This window comes from Leucobacter sp. OLIS6 (genome assembly GCF_002752355.1).
Taxonomy (GTDB): Bacteria; Actinomycetota; Actinomycetes; order Actinomycetales; family Microbacteriaceae; genus Leucobacter.
On sequence record NZ_MRAV01000009.1, the window covers coordinates 171,126 to 186,708 of the forward strand.

The window sequence follows — 15,583 nt, forward strand, 5'->3', positions numbered from 1 at the left end:
GGAACGTCGATCCGCACGCCGGTTTTCCACCGGTTCGCTCAGCTAGACTCCGGCGCATGGAACCCGCGATCGAAGCCGTCGGGCTCTCGCGCAGCTTCGGCGAGATCCCGGTCGTGCACAATGCCACGCTCTCCGTCTCACCCGGCGAGATCACCGCGCTGGTCGGCCCGAACGGCAGCGGCAAGACCACCCTCATGCTGATGCTCGCGACGCTGCTGCGCCCCGACCGCGGCACCGTGCGGATCGCCGGCCGCGACGCGATCGAGGACCCGCTGTCGGCCCGGACCGCGCTCGGCTGGATGCCGGACGCACTCGGCGTCTGGCCGACGCTGACGGCGCGTGAGACGCTGCTGGCCGTGTGCGGCATGTACGGGCTCCGCGGCTCGGCAGCGGCCGTCCGTACCGACGAGCTGCTCGCTCAGACCGAGCTCGCCGAGCTCGCGGGGCAGCGCAGCAACACCCTGTCCCGGGGCCAGAAGCAGCGGCTCAGCCTGGCGCGGGCGCTCGTGCACCGACCGCGCGTGCTCCTGCTCGACGAGCCCGCGTCCGGACTCGACCCGGAGGCCCGGCTGACGCAGCGCCGCATGCTCACGGAACTCGCCGCCGAGGGGGTCGCGATCCTCGTCACCAGCCACGTGCTCGACGAGCTCGACGAGATCTCGACCGGGGTGGTGTTCCTCCGCAAGGGGCTGACGACCGCCCCGGAGGCCGTCGACGCGGCGTTGCAGCGCGGCAGCCGGTGGCGCGTGCGTTCGCTGGACGGGCGCGCGCTCGAGACCGAGCTCGCCCGACTGGGGATCCCGGCTACGAGCCGGGCGTCGCTCAGCGGAACCGTGCACCTGATCGACGTCGCGGACGAGCGGGCCGCCACGGCCGCGCTCTCGGCGCTCGTCTCGGCCGGCGTCCCGGTGGTCGAGTTCGCTCCCGCGTCGAGCACGCTCGAGCAGGCCTTCGTGCGGCTCTCGCACCCGGGTACCGAGATCGCCGCCGACCCGGAGGCCGCCCGATGACCGCGACCGTGCCCGCGATCCCGCCCGCGTTCGAGATCCGCCCGCCGGGCTTCTGGCGAGGCATGTGGCACATCGCCGCGCTCGAGCTCAGGCAGCGCCTGCGCTCGCGCACGCTGCTCGTCCTCGCGATCGTGTGGTTCTGCCTGATCGGCGTCGTCACGGGCGCGATGTGGCTCTGGCTCTCGGCCATGAGCGGCGCGTACGGGCAGGGCTTCGACTCGTACCCGCTGTTCTCGGTCATCGTCTACTTCGTGCTGCTGTTCGGAACGCTGGTGGCGCCGGCGATCTCCGCCGGTTCGATCAGCGCCGAGCGCTCGGGCGGCACCCTCGCGACCACCCAGGTCACGCTCATCGGCACCTGGCCCCTCCTGCTCGGCAAGGCCCTCGCGGCATGGATCACCGGTTTCGCGTTCCTGGTGGTCGCCGCCCCGTTCGTAGTGATCAGCCTGCTGCTCTCGCGCACCGATCCCCTGCAGCTCCTCGTGGCGGTGCTCGCGCTGGCCCTGCAGATCGGGGTGTTCACGGTGTTCGGCGTCGCGCTCTCGGCGATGATCTCCTCGCAGGTCTTCGCGATCGTCACCGCCTATCTGCTGGTCGCGCTGCTGTCGATCGGCACCCTGATCGCGTTCGCCCTGTCGGTCGGGGTCAGCACGCGCTACGTCGACATCAGCTACCAGACGTTCTCGCCGAGCTACTGGAACGCCGTCGACGCGTGCTCGGCCGGCACGGACGACGAGGCCGCCATCGCCGAGTGCACTGACGCGGTGCCGGTCGAGTGCGTGACCGAGGCGACCACCGTCCCCGTCTCGCCGACCTCGGGCATCTGGTGGGTGCTCACCCCGAACCCCTACGTCGTCGTCGCCGACATGGTCGCGCCGCGCGCCGGCAGCGCCCACGCTTCAGACGACCTGTTCTCGGGGATCTCGACGCTCGTCCGCGGCATGCAGGACGACCGCGCCAAGCCGCAGGACTGGAGCGACTGCCCGGCGCCCCGGAGCGAGCCGTCGGCATCGGCATCGTCCGAGGCCGGCGCACCGGTGTGGTGGATCGGCGCGACGGTGCAGCTGGTGCTCGCGGCCGGCCTGCTGTGGGCCGGGCACCGTCGCCTGCGTACCCCGGCGGCCAAGCTGCCGCGCGGCGCCCGCGTCGCCTAGGCCCGCGGCGGGCTGGCGCGATGTTCTCGGCGATCAGGAACGGCGGCGGGCTACGCGAGACTCACTTCACCCTCGCACGCGACTGACATTTTACCTGTTAGGGTTCACAAAGCTGGGAGGCTGCGACCTTCCCGGCGTTACCCCGACAAGAGGAGAAGCGTGAGTGTGAGAGTAAAGTTCGGCAGGCTTGCCGCGTTCGGCGTAGCAGGCGCGCTCGTAGCGAGCGGTGTGACTGCGGTTGATGCGGCGACGACGCCGGCGCGTGCGGTCGAGGACGACGGGCGGCTGGTGGGGCCCTGGGTTATGAACAACCCGAACTCCGATGGTAAGTACTTTGCCATCTTCGATAAGAACGACTACGGGTTGGAATTCGAGTTTGGCGCAAAAGAGAGCGCCCTAAAGAAGGCGGTCCTCGCTTCCTTTCCGGCAATAGGATCCACGGGGCCGATCCGAGTCGGAGACAAATGCGTCGGGTCCGACGGCTCCGTGGCCAGCTTCCAAGACGTTGGCTATCTATCCACCCCTAAGCTGCTGACTTGCGACGCAAAAGATCGCACTCAGCTGTTTACCATCGATTTCAATGGGCACTTGCAGTCGGTAAACGAGCCAAGCCGAAATCTGGAGACCAAGGGCGGCTACGTCGTACTGGCGACGGTAGCCGAAGTAGGTGGCCCTGCATACCAGGATCGAGTCGTTCTATCAGAGCTGCGAGCTTTCGTCCCGGTTGCCATCTCTCGTCCGACCGATGTGGTGCCGGTGCTGAGGCCCCGGATCACCGGCACCGGTCAGCCGAACGCGACCATCACGGTCAGAGAAGGAGACACGGTCCTCGGCACGACCACGGTCGGCGCGAACGGTGAATGGTCGCTCACCCCCGAGAAATACCTGGCCGAAGGACCGCACACCATCGTGGCGGAGCAGAACGTTTCGGGCCAGCCGTCGTCCGCGACGCACTCGTTCACGATCAGGTTCGCTCCGGTCGTATTCCCTGCCGCGACGGTCGATTCGAAACGTCCCACCCTCACGGGAACCGGCCAACCCGGTGCCACGATCGAGATCACGGACAAGGACGGGAAGTCCGTCGGTTCGGCTACGGTCGCCGAGGACGGCACCTGGTCGCTGATCCCGAGCGTGGATCTTGCGAAGGGCCCGAATGCGCTGACGGCGGTGCAGATCTCCAAGGGCGGCGGCGACACCTCCGAGGCGGCTGCGACGATCACGGTCAAAGTCATCGACGAGCTCACCGTGACCGGCCCGAAGGCCGGAACCACGGTGGATACCGACAAGCCCGTCGTAACGGGTGTTTCCGAGCCGAAGGCCGACATCACGATCACCGACACCGACGGCAAAGTGATCGGGTCCACGACGGCGAACGGCACGGGCGAGTGGTCGGTGACGCTGCCCGCGCAGCCCAACGGCCGAGTCGAGATCACCGTGACAGACGAGCACGGCCAGGAAGTCGATCACGCGTTCGACGTGGATGTTGCGCCTGCGATCGCGGATCTCGTGCTCACGGGGCCCAAGGAGGGTGCGACGGTCGATACTGATACCCCGAAGGTGACGGGCACGGCCGAGCCGGGCGCGAAGGTCACTGTCACGGGCAAGGACGGCGAGGTTCTCGCCGAGACGACCGCGGGCGAGGACGGCAAGTGGTCGGTGGAGCTGCCGAAGCTGCCGAATGGGACGCACGAGATCGCCGCTACGGACGATAGCGGTCAGAGCGATGATGTGTCGTTCGCGGTGAACGCGATCGCCCCGATCGTCCTGACCGGACCGGAGTCGAGCGAGTCGAAGCGCCCTGCCGTGACGGGGACCGGGCATCCGGGCTCGAACGTCGAGCTGAAGGATGTGCTCGGGAAGACCATCGGGATCGGCTCCGTCGGTACTGACGGCACGTGGTCGATCACCCCGAGCGTGGACCTGGGTAAGGGTTCGAACGTGGTGACCGCGCATCAGACCGCCCCGGGTGGGAAGGCCTCCCAGGCGACGGGCGCGATCCAGGTGACCGCGAAGGATGCCCTCGTCGTGACGGGCCCCGCCCCGGGTTCGACGGTCGAGTCGGAGACCCCGGTCGTGTCGGGCACGACCGAGCCGGGCGCGAAGGTCACCGTGACGGGCCCCGACGGGAAGCTGGGCGAGACCGTCGCGGACGAGAACGGTGACTGGTCGATCGAGCTGCCCGTGATGCCCGAGGGTGAGACCTCGCTCACGGTGACGGATGAGCATGGCGGCAAGGTCGAGATCGACTTCACCGTTCCCGCGCACTTCGACGACGAGCAGAACGGTTCGGCTCAGGCCGATCCGGGCGCGTCGGCGAACTCGAACGATCGGGCGAACGCGAACGCTGCTGCGTCCGCTGCGGCGACCGCGAAGGCCGACGACAACTCCAACGCCTCCGCCCAGGCCGCAGCGAAGGCCGCCGCATACTCTGACGCCACCTCGGAAGCGTCTGCCGCAGCGGACATCTCCGCGGAAGCCGCCGCGAAGGCCGCCGCCACCCCGACCGCGTCCAGCAACACGACCGCGAACCTGACCTCCGCCTCCAACAGCGCGGCAGAGGCCGCGGCACGTGCAGCAGCGCAGGCCGACAACTCCTCGAGTGCGAACGCATCCGCGTCGCAGCGTGCCACCATGAACGCGAATGCCGCGTCGAAGGCCGCCGCGATCGCGTCCGCGTCCGCGAACTCCTCGAGCAACGCCGGCGCGAACGGGTCGGATCAGCCGAAGTGGAAGCGTCTGGGAGGCGCGAACCGGTATCAGACCGCAGTCGTGACGTCGAAGGACTCCTACCCGCGCGGCGCTTCGAGTGTGATCATCGCCCGCTCCGACCTCGCCCCCGACGCCCTCTCGGCAGCCCCGTTCGCGGCGAAGATGAGCGCCCCCGTGCTCCTCACCCCGCCCACCGCCCTCGTGGGCGAGACCAAGGCTGAGATCACGCGCCTGGAAGCGAAGACGGTGTACATCGCCGGCGGCACCGGAGCAATCTCCGCGTCGGTCGAGGCCGAGATCAAGCGGATGGGTGTGAAGATCGTCCGCATGGCCGGATCCGACCGGTACGCCACCTCTCTGAAGATCGCCGAGACGGGCTGGAAGAGCGGCTCGGAGCGTGCGTTCGTCGCGACCGGCCGTGACTACCCCGACGCCCTCTCCGCGGGGTCCGCCGCGGGCGCGACCGGGGTGCCGGTGATCCTCGTCGACGGGAAGCTGTCGGCCCTGAACAGCACGTCGAGGGCTGCGCTCGCCAAATACGGCACGAAGAACCTCTACATCGCCGGCGGCACCGGAGTCGTGTCCACCGGCGTGGAGTCCTCGATGCGTGGCGGTGGGAAGACCGTGGAGCGGTTCGCGGGCGGCACCCGATACGAGACGTCGGCCGCGATCGCGAAGGAATGGCACACCAAGGGCGGGCTCGTGTACCTCGCCACCGGTGTCGACTTCCCCGACGCCCTCGCGGGATCCGCGGTCGCGGGCGCGCAGGCTGCTCCGATCATGCTGACGCAGAAGAACTGCGTACCCAAGCCGGTGAAGGACGCGATCACGAACACGATCAAGCCGCAGCGCGGGTATGTGCTCGGCGGCACGGGCGTGATCACCGATCGGGTGCTGAACAGCCAACCCAGCTGCTGATCCGGTAGTCCTGCCCGAGATACAGGAGGAGGTGTGCCCGTGCGCGGGTGCGCCTCCTCCCCTACCCGGGCATCAGAGACCGGGCGCCGGGCGTCTCTCCATCCTTCCCGGTCTCGGCGCCCGCCCACGGCCTGCGACTACGATGCCACCGTGGCCGCCGCGGCGACGAGGTCGCGCGCCGCGCCGAACAGGTCGCGCTCGCTTCCCCGCCAGACCGCGGCCAGGGGCCGGGTGATCGGCTCGCCGAGCATCTCGACCGCGCGCACCCGACCGAGCCGCAGGTCGTCGGCGACCGTCAGATCACTGAGCACGGCTGGTCCGAGCCCGCCCGCCACGGCGGAGCGCACCGCCGCCTCGGTCGAGAGCACGACCGCGGGCGCCGCGGGTTCGCGCTCGAGTCGCCGCCGGACTTCGGTCTCGAACGCCTCGCGCGTGCCGCTTCCGACCTCGCGCGCGACGAGCGCCGTGTCGGCGAGTTCCGCGAGCCCGACCCCGCCCCGGCGCTGCGCCCACGGATGGTCGGACGCGACGACGACCACCATGCGGTCGGTGCGCACCGCTCGAACGGCGAGCCCGCTCGGGGCGAGCGGCGATTCGATGAAGCCGAGGTCGGCGCGCCCCTCGCGCACCAGTCGGATCACCTCGGCGCTGTTGCCGGTGCGGAGCTCGGTCTCGGCGGGTGCCCGACCGCGATCGGCCTGGGCCCGGCGCATCTCCAGCACCCACCCGGGGAGCAGATGCGCCGCGATGGTCTGGCTCGCGGCGACGGCGAGCGCGCTTCCGGCGGTCCCGCGCAGCCCATCGACGGTCTCGGCCAGGCGGCGCGCGGCGCCGAGCACTTCGCGGGCGCCGGCGAGCACCGCGCTCCCGGCCTCGGTCGGCACGGCGCCGGCAGCGGATCGGGCGACGAGCGAGAGCCCGAGCCGGCGTTCCGTGCCGCGCAGCCGGGAGGACACGGCCTGCTGGCTGACTCCGAGCTCGCGTGCCGCGGCCGAGAGGCTGCCCGTGCGTGCGACGGCGTCGAGCAGCTCGAGTTCGGCGAGCTCGGGAATGTTCATAGCGCCATGCTACAAGTCTCGCTTGTGCCTCGACAACGCGCGCATCGTTCCCGGGAGCCGCACCGCAACGCCATGCTGGAGAGCATGCAACTGACCCCCGTGCGCACGCTCCCCTCGAGACTCGTCCTCCGCGGACGCGACGTCCTGCCCGGCGCGCTGATCTGCGCAGCGATCGCCGTCGTCGCGACCGTCATCGGCTCCTTCGTGCCGGTGCTCGGTTCCGCGCTGCCGGCGATCATCATCGGCGTGATCGTCTCGGCCGTCCGCCGACCGGGCGCCCGGCTCGCGCCCGGGATCGGCTACTCCGGCAAGTTCCTGCTGCAGTGCGCGGTCGTGCTGCTCGGTGCGCAACTGTCCATCGGCGCGGTGCTCCGGGTCGGGGCGGAATCCTTCCCCGTCATGATCTCCTCGCTCGTCGTCTGCCTGCTCGCCGCCTGGCTGATCGGACGCGCGATGGGGATCGAGCGCCGGATCCGCACGCTCATCGGCGTCGGCACCGGCATCTGCGGGGCCTCGGCGATCGCCGCCGTCTCCCCCGTGATCAAGGCGAGGAGCGCCGAGATCTCCTACGCCATCTCGACCGTGTTCCTGTTCAACATCGTCGCCGTGGCGGTGTTCCCGATGATCGGCCACCTGCTGGACCTCGATCCGCACACCTTCGGCCTGCTCGCGGGCACCGCGGTCAACGACACGAGCTCGGTCGTGGCCGCCGCGAGCGTGTTCAGCGCCGAGGCGCTCGGCTTCGCGGTCGTCGTGAAGCTCGTGCGCACCCTCATGATCATCCCGATCAGCGTCGGGCTCGCCGGCATGGAGGCGCGACGCTCGGGCGACGGCGAGCGCCTCGGACTCCGCCGCATCGTGGGGCTGGTGCCCTGGTTCCTCGTCGGCTTCCTGATCGTCACCCTGGCGGTGTCGGTCGGCCTGATCCCGCCCGCCGCGACGCAGGCGCTGACGAGCACGAGCGTGTTCCTCGTCGCGACCGCCCTCGCCGGGATCGGCCTCTCGACCGATCTGGGCGCGATCCGGCGTGCGGGCCTCAAGCCGCTCGGGCTCGGGGCGATCCTCTCGCTGCTCGTGACCGCGACCACGCTGACCACCATGGCGCTGACCGGCGCCATGGGCTGAGCGACGGGATCAGGCCCGCCGGGCCTCCGTCGGCGAGACGCCGTAGGCGGCCTTGAACACGCGGCTGAAGTGCGCGGCGTCGACGAAGCCCCAGCGCGACGCGAGCGCGGACACCGGCCGCTCGGCGAGCAGCGGATCGAGCAGGTCCATGCGGCAGCGCTCGAGCCGGCGCTCGCGGATCCAGGTCGACACGGTGACGCCCATCGGCCGGAACAGCGTGTGCAGATGCCGGGTCGAGATGTAGTGCGCCGCCGCGATGCTGCCGGGTGACAGCTCGGAGGACCCGAGGTTCGCGTCGATGTAGTCGGTGATCTTCTGCATCAGCACCTGGTGCGGATCGCGCTGCACGGGATCCGCGTCGAGGATCGTCGACAGCAGCGTGCTGATGAGGTCGAGGCTCGTGTGCGCGAGCTTCGCCTGCACGCGCGGGCCGAGCTCGGTGAGCTGCGCCGGGAACTGCGTGAGGAACGCGGCGAGGACCGATGAGAGCGCGGGGTGCTGCGCCCCGAGGGACTCGGCGGTGAGCTGCTGCGCGAAGGATCCGGGAAGCTCGAGCCGGTTCTTGGGGAACATGACGATGAGATTGCGGAACGTCTCGGTGAACATCAGCGAATAGGGCCGCGAGGTGTCGTAGATCGACAGGTCGCCCGGGTGCATGACGAGTTCCTTGCCGTCCTGGATCAGGATGCTCGATCCCGAGAGCAACAGGCTCATCTTGTAGTGGCCGCTGCCCCCGTTGTCGATCGTCGCCTGGGTCCGCTCGACGAGGTGCGGCGCGGCCGCGACCTCGGTGAACGCGACCCCGTCGGCATCGGCCGAGCTGATGCGCGCCGAGAAGCCCTCGGAGCGTTCGGCGCTGACCTCGAGCGGCACGAAGGACGTCGAGATCATGGAACGGAATGCGGGGAGGTCGTCGGCCCGGTCGACGTGGGGAGTCGAGCCGGTCTGAGCCGACACCGTTGTGAGCTGCATGCGAATCACCTCTCCGGCGAGGATAACACTTCGGATTTCTCGGAATGGCCGGGATCGGGTCAGACCCGGACCTCGGCGAGCGACGCTTCGAGGGCGTCGAGCAGGATCGGCAGTTCCGCCGCGCCGAACGCGAGCGGCGGACGCACCTTGAGCACGCTCTCGTTCCGGCCGATGCGCGAGATGAGCACCTTGCGCGCCTTCATCGCCTCGACGACCTGCTTCGCCAGGTGCGGGGCCGGGATGCCGTCGACCGCGAAGTCGAGGCCGAGGAACAGACCGGTTCCCTTCGCGGCGCGCACGAAATCGCCGTGCCGTTCGGCGAGCTCACCGAAGCGGGTGAGCGCCCGGGCACCGAGATCCTGCGCACGACCCATCAACCCCTCGGCCTCCATCTCGAGCAGCACGGCCTCGCCGACGGCTGCCGAGACCGGGTTGCCCGCGAAGGTGTTGAAGAATTCGTTGCGCGAGCCGAAGCGGTCGAGCACGTCCTCGCTCGTCACCACGGCCGACATCGGATGCCCGTTGCCCATGGGTTTGCCCATCGTCACGAGATCGGGATCCATGCCCGCGTAGTCGTGGCCCCACATGTGCGAGCCCGTGCGACCGAAGCCGCTCTGCACCTCGTCGGCGATCACCATGCCGCCGGCCGCGCGCACCCGGTCGACGATGCCGGCGACGAGCCCCGCGGGAACGCGCGGCATGCCCTCGGTCGAGAACAGCGGGTCGAACAGCGAGGCGGACACACCGAAACCGGCCTCCTGCAGCGACGCGATCGAGGCGTCGAGCGACGCGAGGGTCTCGGCGAGCACCTGGGCCTCGGGGCGCGGGTCGGAGTCGAGATCGGGGATCCGCAGCGTGCGCACGTGCGCGCCGAGCGGCTCGCGGGTCGTGAGGCCAGTGGTCATCTGGGCGAGCGTGATCGTGGTGCCGTGATAGCTGTAGTCCGATACGATGACGCCGGTGTTCCCGGTCAGCTGCCGGGCGATCCGCAGGGCGAGCTCGTTGGCCTCCGAACCGGAGTTGCCGTAGAACACTCGATCGAGCCCGGGCCGGAACGTCGAGAGCAGGCGCTCCGAGTAGTCGACGACGCGCTCGTTGAGGTAGCGGGTGTGCACGTTGAGCGTCGCGGCCTGCTCGGCGAGCGCCCGCACGACCCGGTCGTTGGCGTGGCCCACGTGCGGCACGTTGTTGTAGCCGTCGAGGTAGCGATCGCCGTTCGCCTCGGTGAACCACACGCCCTTCGCCGAGACGAACTGCAGCGGCTCGGCGTAGAACAGGGGCGAGTACGGGCCGATCGTGCGGTTGCGGCGGGCAATGAGGTCGGCGTTGCTGGTCATGCGCTGGTCTCCAGGGTCGGGGATGCTGGGCGGAGTCGGGCGGTCGGCGGTCAGGCGACGAGGTCGCGGGACAGGCGGACCACGTGCGGGAGCACGGTGGTCGCATGCCACTCGGCGGTGGACTCGCCGCGGCGGTCCGCGGCCCAGCCCAGGTAGGTGAGGCCGCGCGCCAACAGGATCGCCGGGAACACCTCGTGGTCGGCGGGTCGGAGCGGACGCACCGACTCGTATCCGGCGAACAGCGCCTCGCGGTACTCGGCGCCCCGCGGGTGCGGGGTGAAGAAGTAGATCGCGGTGGCGAGGTCGAACAGGTGCCAGCCCGCCGCGAAGTCGTCGAAGTCGATGAGCACGAGCCCCCCGGGCGTGCGCAGCACGTTCTCGGGAGTGAGATCGGCGTGGATCGGGCCGAACCGATCCTCCGGACGGCCGTAGCGCTCGAGATCGGCGCGGATCCGGGCGATCGCGGTCTCGACGGCTGCGCGGTCCTCGCCGACGAGCTCGGCCATGCGCAGCGGATCGCCCCAGGCCGGCTCGGCCCCGACGAGCCCGTCGAGGTCCCAGTCGCCACGGGGCACCGACGGCTGGTAGCCCGAGCGCTCGGTGGCGGCGTGCAGCTCTGCCGCGAGGCGCCCGAGCGCGAAGAAGTCGGCGGCGGGCAGGTCGGCGGTGCCGTCGACGGCCGTGCGCTCGTCGCCGAAGTTGCCGGTGTTCACGAGCAGATCCTGCACATCGACCTGGTGCACGCCGGCCGGGTGCTCGGCGCCGACGATGCAGAATGCCCGCCCGTCGGCCGTCTTGAGGAAGGTCGGCACCGCGACGCCCTCGCTGCGGAGCGCGTCGACGAAGTCGAGCTCGCAGTTGAGCTCGGCATCGCTGCGGTAGCCGCTGCGGTGCACGCGCACGACGTAGTCGCGGTCGCCCTGCGTCGTCGCGAAGACGACGTTCTCGCGGTGCTTGAGCAGACGCAGCTCGGCGTCGGGGGCGAAGCCGTAGCTCGGGAGCGCCTCGCGGGCGAGTTCGGCCGCTGCTGCGGGGTCGACGACGACCATGTGATTCCCTCCTCCGAGCCCGGCGACGGCGCCGGACGTGAAAATTATACGATGAGTATAGAAACTAGATGACGAGTTCACAATAGGGCGTTCCGGCCGTAGACTGCGGGAATGACGACCGAGGCCCCGACGCGCTCCGCGCCCCTCACCCTGCGCGAGCGACGACAGCAGCGAACCCGCGTCGAACTCGTCGACGCCGTGCTCGCGGTCATCGCCGACGATGGCGTCGACGCGCTCACGATCGATCGGGTATCGCAGGAGTCCGGGATCTCACGCGGCACGATCTACGCCCACTTCTCGGGCGGCCGCGACGAACTGCTGCGCGCCGCCTACGCGCGCCTCGGCACCGACCTCGTCGCCCGCACGCAGGAGGCGGTCTCGCAGGCCGCCGACTGGCGCGGGCGCCTCGCAGCGCACGCCCGGGCGATGTTCGACCTCGCAGGCGATCCCCGACTCGGTCGCTTCTACAACGTCTCGGGCCCGGCGCTCATCACGGACGGAGCCGAGCGCGGCATCGGGTCCGCGGCGAGCGCCGCGATGATCCGCGAGGCCCTCGAGCAGGCGCAGTCCGCGGGCGAGGTCGACCCGGCCGTCGACGCGGGTGCGGTCGCCGTGCTGCTCGTCGGGTCGATGCGCGAAGCCGCGATCGGCGTCGCCGCGGGCGTCGCCGATCCCGAGCGGGTGTTCGCGGCCTACTCGCGCCTGCTGGACGGCCTCGCCGCGCCCTGAGCCGACCGCCGCGGAACACGGCCGAACCCGGCTCAGGCCAGCGGGTCGGAGATCCGGGTCGAGCGGTACCCCGCGCCCGACCGCAGCGGCACCCATCGGCGCCACTGCTTCGCCGAGAGCCGGAACGGCAGGTGCTCCTGCAGGTGCCTCGCCGCGGGCACCAACCGCTCGTCGGCCGGCAGGGTGAGCCAGAGCGAGAGCTTCGACCCCGTGGCGCCGAACGACGCGCGCACTCCCGAGACGCCGAGCCGCCGACCGTATCCGTCGATCGGATCCTCGCCGAACCGGGCCGGGTCCAGATCGGGCTCCGGGCGACCCGTCGCAGGGCTCGTGAGCCGACCGTGCAGGGTCTGCACGAGCGAAACCCGCAGACCGGCCGGCGACTTCGGGTCGAGCAGCACCGCCGCGTCGGCGACGCGCTCGGCGGGCACCCGCCAGACGCGCTGCGCAGGCTGGCTCCGTGCGGGCCCGCCGAGCGCCTCGCGCAGCGCCCGCTCGTACGCTTCGCCCGAGGCGGTCGGGCGTCCGAGGACCTGCAAGGTCCATCTCGGGGCCTCCGCGGGTTCGAGGCAGGCCCCGACGAAGCCGTCGACCGACGCCATCGCCCGATCGACGCGCAGGATGCGCATCCCGTGCGCACCGCCCGAGGCCGCCGGCAGCCCGTCGTAGCTGACCGCTTCGGGACCGACCGCCGCTGCTCCGCTCATGAGGCCCGAGGGTAGCAGCGCCGGGTCTTCGGGAACCGGCAGCCGTTCCCGTACAGACAATCTCGTCGCGGTCTCGGACAACAGGACCGGCTCGTCCGGCACGTACGCTGAACGGGACTGGACAATCATCCCGAAGCGGAGGATCAATGGAGACCTACAGCAGCCTGCTCGCAGCGGTCACGGCTCAGGGCGGCGAGACCCGCGAGGTGCTCGACCCGGCGACCGGCGAGCGCATCGGCGATGCGCCCGTGCAGGACGTCGCCGCGCTCGAAGCGGCCATCGACACGGCGGAGGCCGCGCAGCCCGCGTGGGCGGCGCTCAGCGACGCCGAGCGGAGCGCCTATCTGAACCGCGCGGCCGACGCCATCGAGGCCGCGGCCGAGCCGCTCGCCGAGCTGCTCTCGCGCGAGCAGGGCAAGCCGCTCAACGGTCCGAACGCCCGCTTCGAGGTCGGCGCCTGCGCCGTCTGGACCCGCTCCGCCGCAGACACCCCGCTCCCCGTCGAGGTGATCGTCGACGACGGCGAGAACTACGCCGAGCTGCACTACCGCCCGATCGGTGTCGTCGGCGCGATCTCGCCGTGGAACTGGCCCATGATGATCTCGATCTGGCAGATCGCGCCGTCGCTGCGCATGGGCAACACCGTGGTCATCAAGCCCGCCGAGACGACGACCCTCTCGGTGCTCGCGCTCGTGGCCGTCATGAACCAGGTGCTGCCGGCCGGCGTGCTCAACATCGTGCCCGGCCCCGGCAGCACGGTCGGCGACGCGCTGACCCGCAGCCCGAAGATCGGCAAGATCATGTTCACCGGCTCGACCCCGGTGGGCAAGCGCATCATCGAGGCCTCCGCCGGCAACGTGACCCGCCTCACCCTCGAGCTGGGCGGCAACGACGCGGGCATCGTGCTCCCCGACGTCGATCCGAAGGCCATCGCCGAGGACCTGTTCTGGGGCGCGTTCATCAACACCGGCCAAACCTGCGCGGCGCTCAAGCGCCTCTACGTCCACGACTCGGTCTACGACGCCGTCGTCGAGGAGCTGGCGAAGGTCGCCGCCGCGGTGCCCATGGGCGTCGGCGTCGACGAGCAGAACGTGCTCGGACCGCTGCAGAATCGCGCCCAGTTCGACGTCGTCGATCGCCTGGTCGAGGCCGCGAAGGCCTCGGGCGCCCGCGTCGTGCTGGGCGGCGAGCCCGACCGGGACGCCGTCGGGTACTTCTATCCGACCACCCTGGTCGCCGACATCGACCCGCACAACGACCTCGTGCTGGAGGAGCAGTTCGGCCCGGCGCTGCCCATCATCCGCTACTCCGAGCTCGACGAGGCCGTGCGCCTCGCGAACGAGCTCGAGGTCGGCCTCGGTGCCTCGGTGTGGTCGAACGACCGCGATGAGGCGAAGCGGATCGCGGCCCGGCTGCAGGCCGGTACCGTGTGGATCAACTCGCACGGCGGCCTGCACCCGCAGATCCCGTTCGGCGGGGCGAAGCAGTCCGGCTACGGCCGCGAGTTCGGCGTCGAGGGCCTCAAGGCCGTCGCCGAGCCGCAGGTCGTCAGCGGCTGAACCTCACGAGGGGCTCCGCCCGATGCACCGCCATCGGCCGGAGCCCCTCGTGTTACCCGAACGCAATACGGCGGGCGCCGGAGCCCGCGGCATTGCACCTACGATTGGGGGCAGGGCGCCGCCTCCACAGCATCTGGCGCCCCCGCACGAAGAGAAACCGATGACGATGACTCCTCCTGTTCCGACTTCCCTGGACGCCTCCCAGAGCATGCCGCTGCTCGATTTCAGCTCGTTCAGCGAAGCCTCCTCCTCCGCGTTCGTGCCGCTCGCGATCCGCAGCCGCAAGCGCGGCTCCTTCCGCGGCCGCATGCGCACCTCCGAGGTCGATCGGCTCGCGTTCACCGAACTCGTCGCGACCGCGCACGAGGTGGAGCGCACGCCGAAGCTCATCTCGCAGGGCGGCGACCGCTACATGGTCGGCATCATGCTCGGAGGCTCCGGGATCCTGGTGCAGGACGGGCGCGAGCTCGTGCTCCGCGAGGGCGATATCACCATCTACGACACGGCCAGGCCGTTCTCGCTGAGCTTCGACGACGAGTCGAAGAACTTCGTGATCTGCGTCCCGAAGGACATGCTGAACCTGCCGCAGGAACTCGTCGGCGAGCTCACCGCTACCCGCCTGCCCGACGGATCGCGCACCGGGGCGCTCGCCTCGCAGTTCCTGCTGCATGTGCCCCAGGCGCTGCAGACCTCGTTCCGCGAGGCGAACATCAGCATCGCCCGCACCTCGGTCGGCCTGCTCGAGACGCTGCTCACGATGGCGCTCGGCGCCGAACGCCTCGAGCAGGATCCGCACCACGTACTGCTCCGCAAGATCCGCGAGTACATCGACGAACACCTGGGCTCCCCCGAACTGAATCCGGGCCAGATCGCGCTCGCGCACCACATCTCGACGCGGCACCTGCACGGACTGTTCCGCGGCCAGGGCACCACGGTTTCGGCGTACATCCGCTCCCAGCGGCTCGAGCGCTGCCGCCGCGACCTGACGAATCCGGCGCTGACCGACCGACCCGTATCGACCATCGCCGCCCGCTGGGGATTCATCGACGCGGCCCACTTCAGCCGGGTGTTCCGCGCGCACTTCGGCTCGACGCCCCGCGAGGTGCGAGCCCAGCGCTGACCGGGTGCGGCTCCGCCGGGAAAAGTCCCAGACTGACCGTTTCGGGTCCATCGCATACGGGATCGCTGCCCCGTAGCGTGGAACGCACGGGGCGTCGGAGCACCCGGGACAGGTCCGCCGACGCGCCGGCATACGA

At 70.4% G+C, this 15,583-nt stretch carries 12 protein-coding genes; 7 read left to right on the forward strand and 5 right to left on the reverse strand.

Translation table 11 applies throughout. The annotated features are described in order from the left end of the window. Positions 1 to 56: 56 nt before the first annotated feature. The 3 genes from BMH31_RS05750 to BMH31_RS05760 all read left to right on the forward strand — a co-directional run bounded on the left by BMH31_RS05750 (position 57) and on the right by BMH31_RS05760 (position 5,791). Complete coding sequence (locus tag BMH31_RS05750; protein WP_099723671.1) at positions 57 to 1,010, forward strand: ABC transporter ATP-binding protein; 954 nt, start codon at positions 57 to 59, stop codon at positions 1,008 to 1,010. Continuing rightward, positions 1,007 to 2,164, forward strand: a complete 1,158-nt coding sequence (locus BMH31_RS05755; RefSeq protein WP_099723670.1) for an ABC transporter permease — start codon at positions 1,007 to 1,009, stop codon at positions 2,162 to 2,164. The genes BMH31_RS05750 and BMH31_RS05755 overlap by 4 nt, the downstream gene beginning before the upstream one ends. Before the next feature lie 756 nt (positions 2,165 to 2,920). After that, complete coding sequence (locus tag BMH31_RS05760) at positions 2,921 to 5,791, forward strand: Ig-like domain-containing protein (RefSeq protein WP_158234953.1); 2,871 nt, start codon at positions 2,921 to 2,923, stop codon at positions 5,789 to 5,791. A 137-nt stretch (positions 5,792 to 5,928) separates the two neighbouring features. Here BMH31_RS05760 and BMH31_RS05765 read toward each other — a convergent pair whose 3' ends face one another. Further along, positions 5,929 to 6,849, reverse strand: coding sequence for a LysR family transcriptional regulator (locus BMH31_RS05765; protein WP_099723668.1), 921 nt, complete (start codon positions 6,847 to 6,849; stop codon positions 5,929 to 5,931). An 84-nt stretch (positions 6,850 to 6,933) separates the two neighbouring features. Between BMH31_RS05765 and BMH31_RS05770 the strand changes: the two genes are divergently transcribed. After that, positions 6,934 to 7,974: a putative sulfate exporter family transporter gene (locus BMH31_RS05770; RefSeq protein WP_099723810.1), complete on the forward strand. Its 1,041-nt coding sequence runs from the start codon at positions 6,934 to 6,936 to the stop codon at positions 7,972 to 7,974. 9 nt (positions 7,975 to 7,983) lie between these two features. Here the strand turns inward: BMH31_RS05770 and BMH31_RS05775 are convergent, their stop codons facing one another. The 3 genes from BMH31_RS05775 to BMH31_RS05785 are packed head-to-tail and all read right to left on the reverse strand — an operon-like array spanning position 7,984 to position 11,332. After that, complete coding sequence (locus BMH31_RS05775; RefSeq protein ID WP_099723667.1) at positions 7,984 to 8,946, reverse strand: helix-turn-helix domain-containing protein; 963 nt, start codon at positions 8,944 to 8,946, stop codon at positions 7,984 to 7,986. 59 nt (positions 8,947 to 9,005) lie between these two features. Beyond that, on the reverse strand, positions 9,006 to 10,283 hold the full coding sequence (locus tag BMH31_RS05780) for an aminotransferase class III-fold pyridoxal phosphate-dependent enzyme (protein WP_099723666.1): 1,278 nt from the start codon (positions 10,281 to 10,283) through the stop codon (positions 9,006 to 9,008). Positions 10,284 to 10,333: 50 nt separating this feature from the next. Continuing rightward, positions 10,334 to 11,332, reverse strand: coding sequence for a phosphotransferase (locus BMH31_RS05785; RefSeq protein ID WP_099723665.1), 999 nt, complete (start codon positions 11,330 to 11,332; stop codon positions 10,334 to 10,336). 111 nt (positions 11,333 to 11,443) lie between these two features. On the opposite strand from BMH31_RS05785, the gene BMH31_RS05790 reads away from it, so the two are divergent. Next, positions 11,444 to 12,061: a TetR/AcrR family transcriptional regulator gene (locus tag BMH31_RS05790; RefSeq protein WP_099723664.1), complete on the forward strand. Its 618-nt coding sequence runs from the start codon at positions 11,444 to 11,446 to the stop codon at positions 12,059 to 12,061. A 32-nt stretch (positions 12,062 to 12,093) separates the two neighbouring features. Here BMH31_RS05790 and BMH31_RS05795 read toward each other — a convergent pair whose 3' ends face one another. Beyond that, positions 12,094 to 12,768 carry a hypothetical protein gene (locus BMH31_RS05795; protein WP_099723663.1) on the reverse strand — a complete coding sequence of 225 codons (675 nt, stop codon included), beginning with the start codon at positions 12,766 to 12,768 and terminating at the stop codon, positions 12,094 to 12,096. A gap of 146 nt (positions 12,769 to 12,914) precedes the next feature. On the opposite strand from BMH31_RS05795, the gene BMH31_RS05800 reads away from it, so the two are divergent. After that, positions 12,915 to 14,327 carry an aldehyde dehydrogenase family protein gene (locus BMH31_RS05800; protein ID WP_099723662.1) on the forward strand — a complete coding sequence of 471 codons (1,413 nt, stop codon included), beginning with the start codon at positions 12,915 to 12,917 and terminating at the stop codon, positions 14,325 to 14,327. A 208-nt stretch (positions 14,328 to 14,535) separates the two neighbouring features. Next, complete coding sequence (locus tag BMH31_RS05805; RefSeq protein ID WP_158234952.1) at positions 14,536 to 15,447, forward strand: helix-turn-helix domain-containing protein; 912 nt, start codon at positions 14,536 to 14,538, stop codon at positions 15,445 to 15,447. The last annotated feature ends 136 nt before the right edge of the window (positions 15,448 to 15,583 follow it).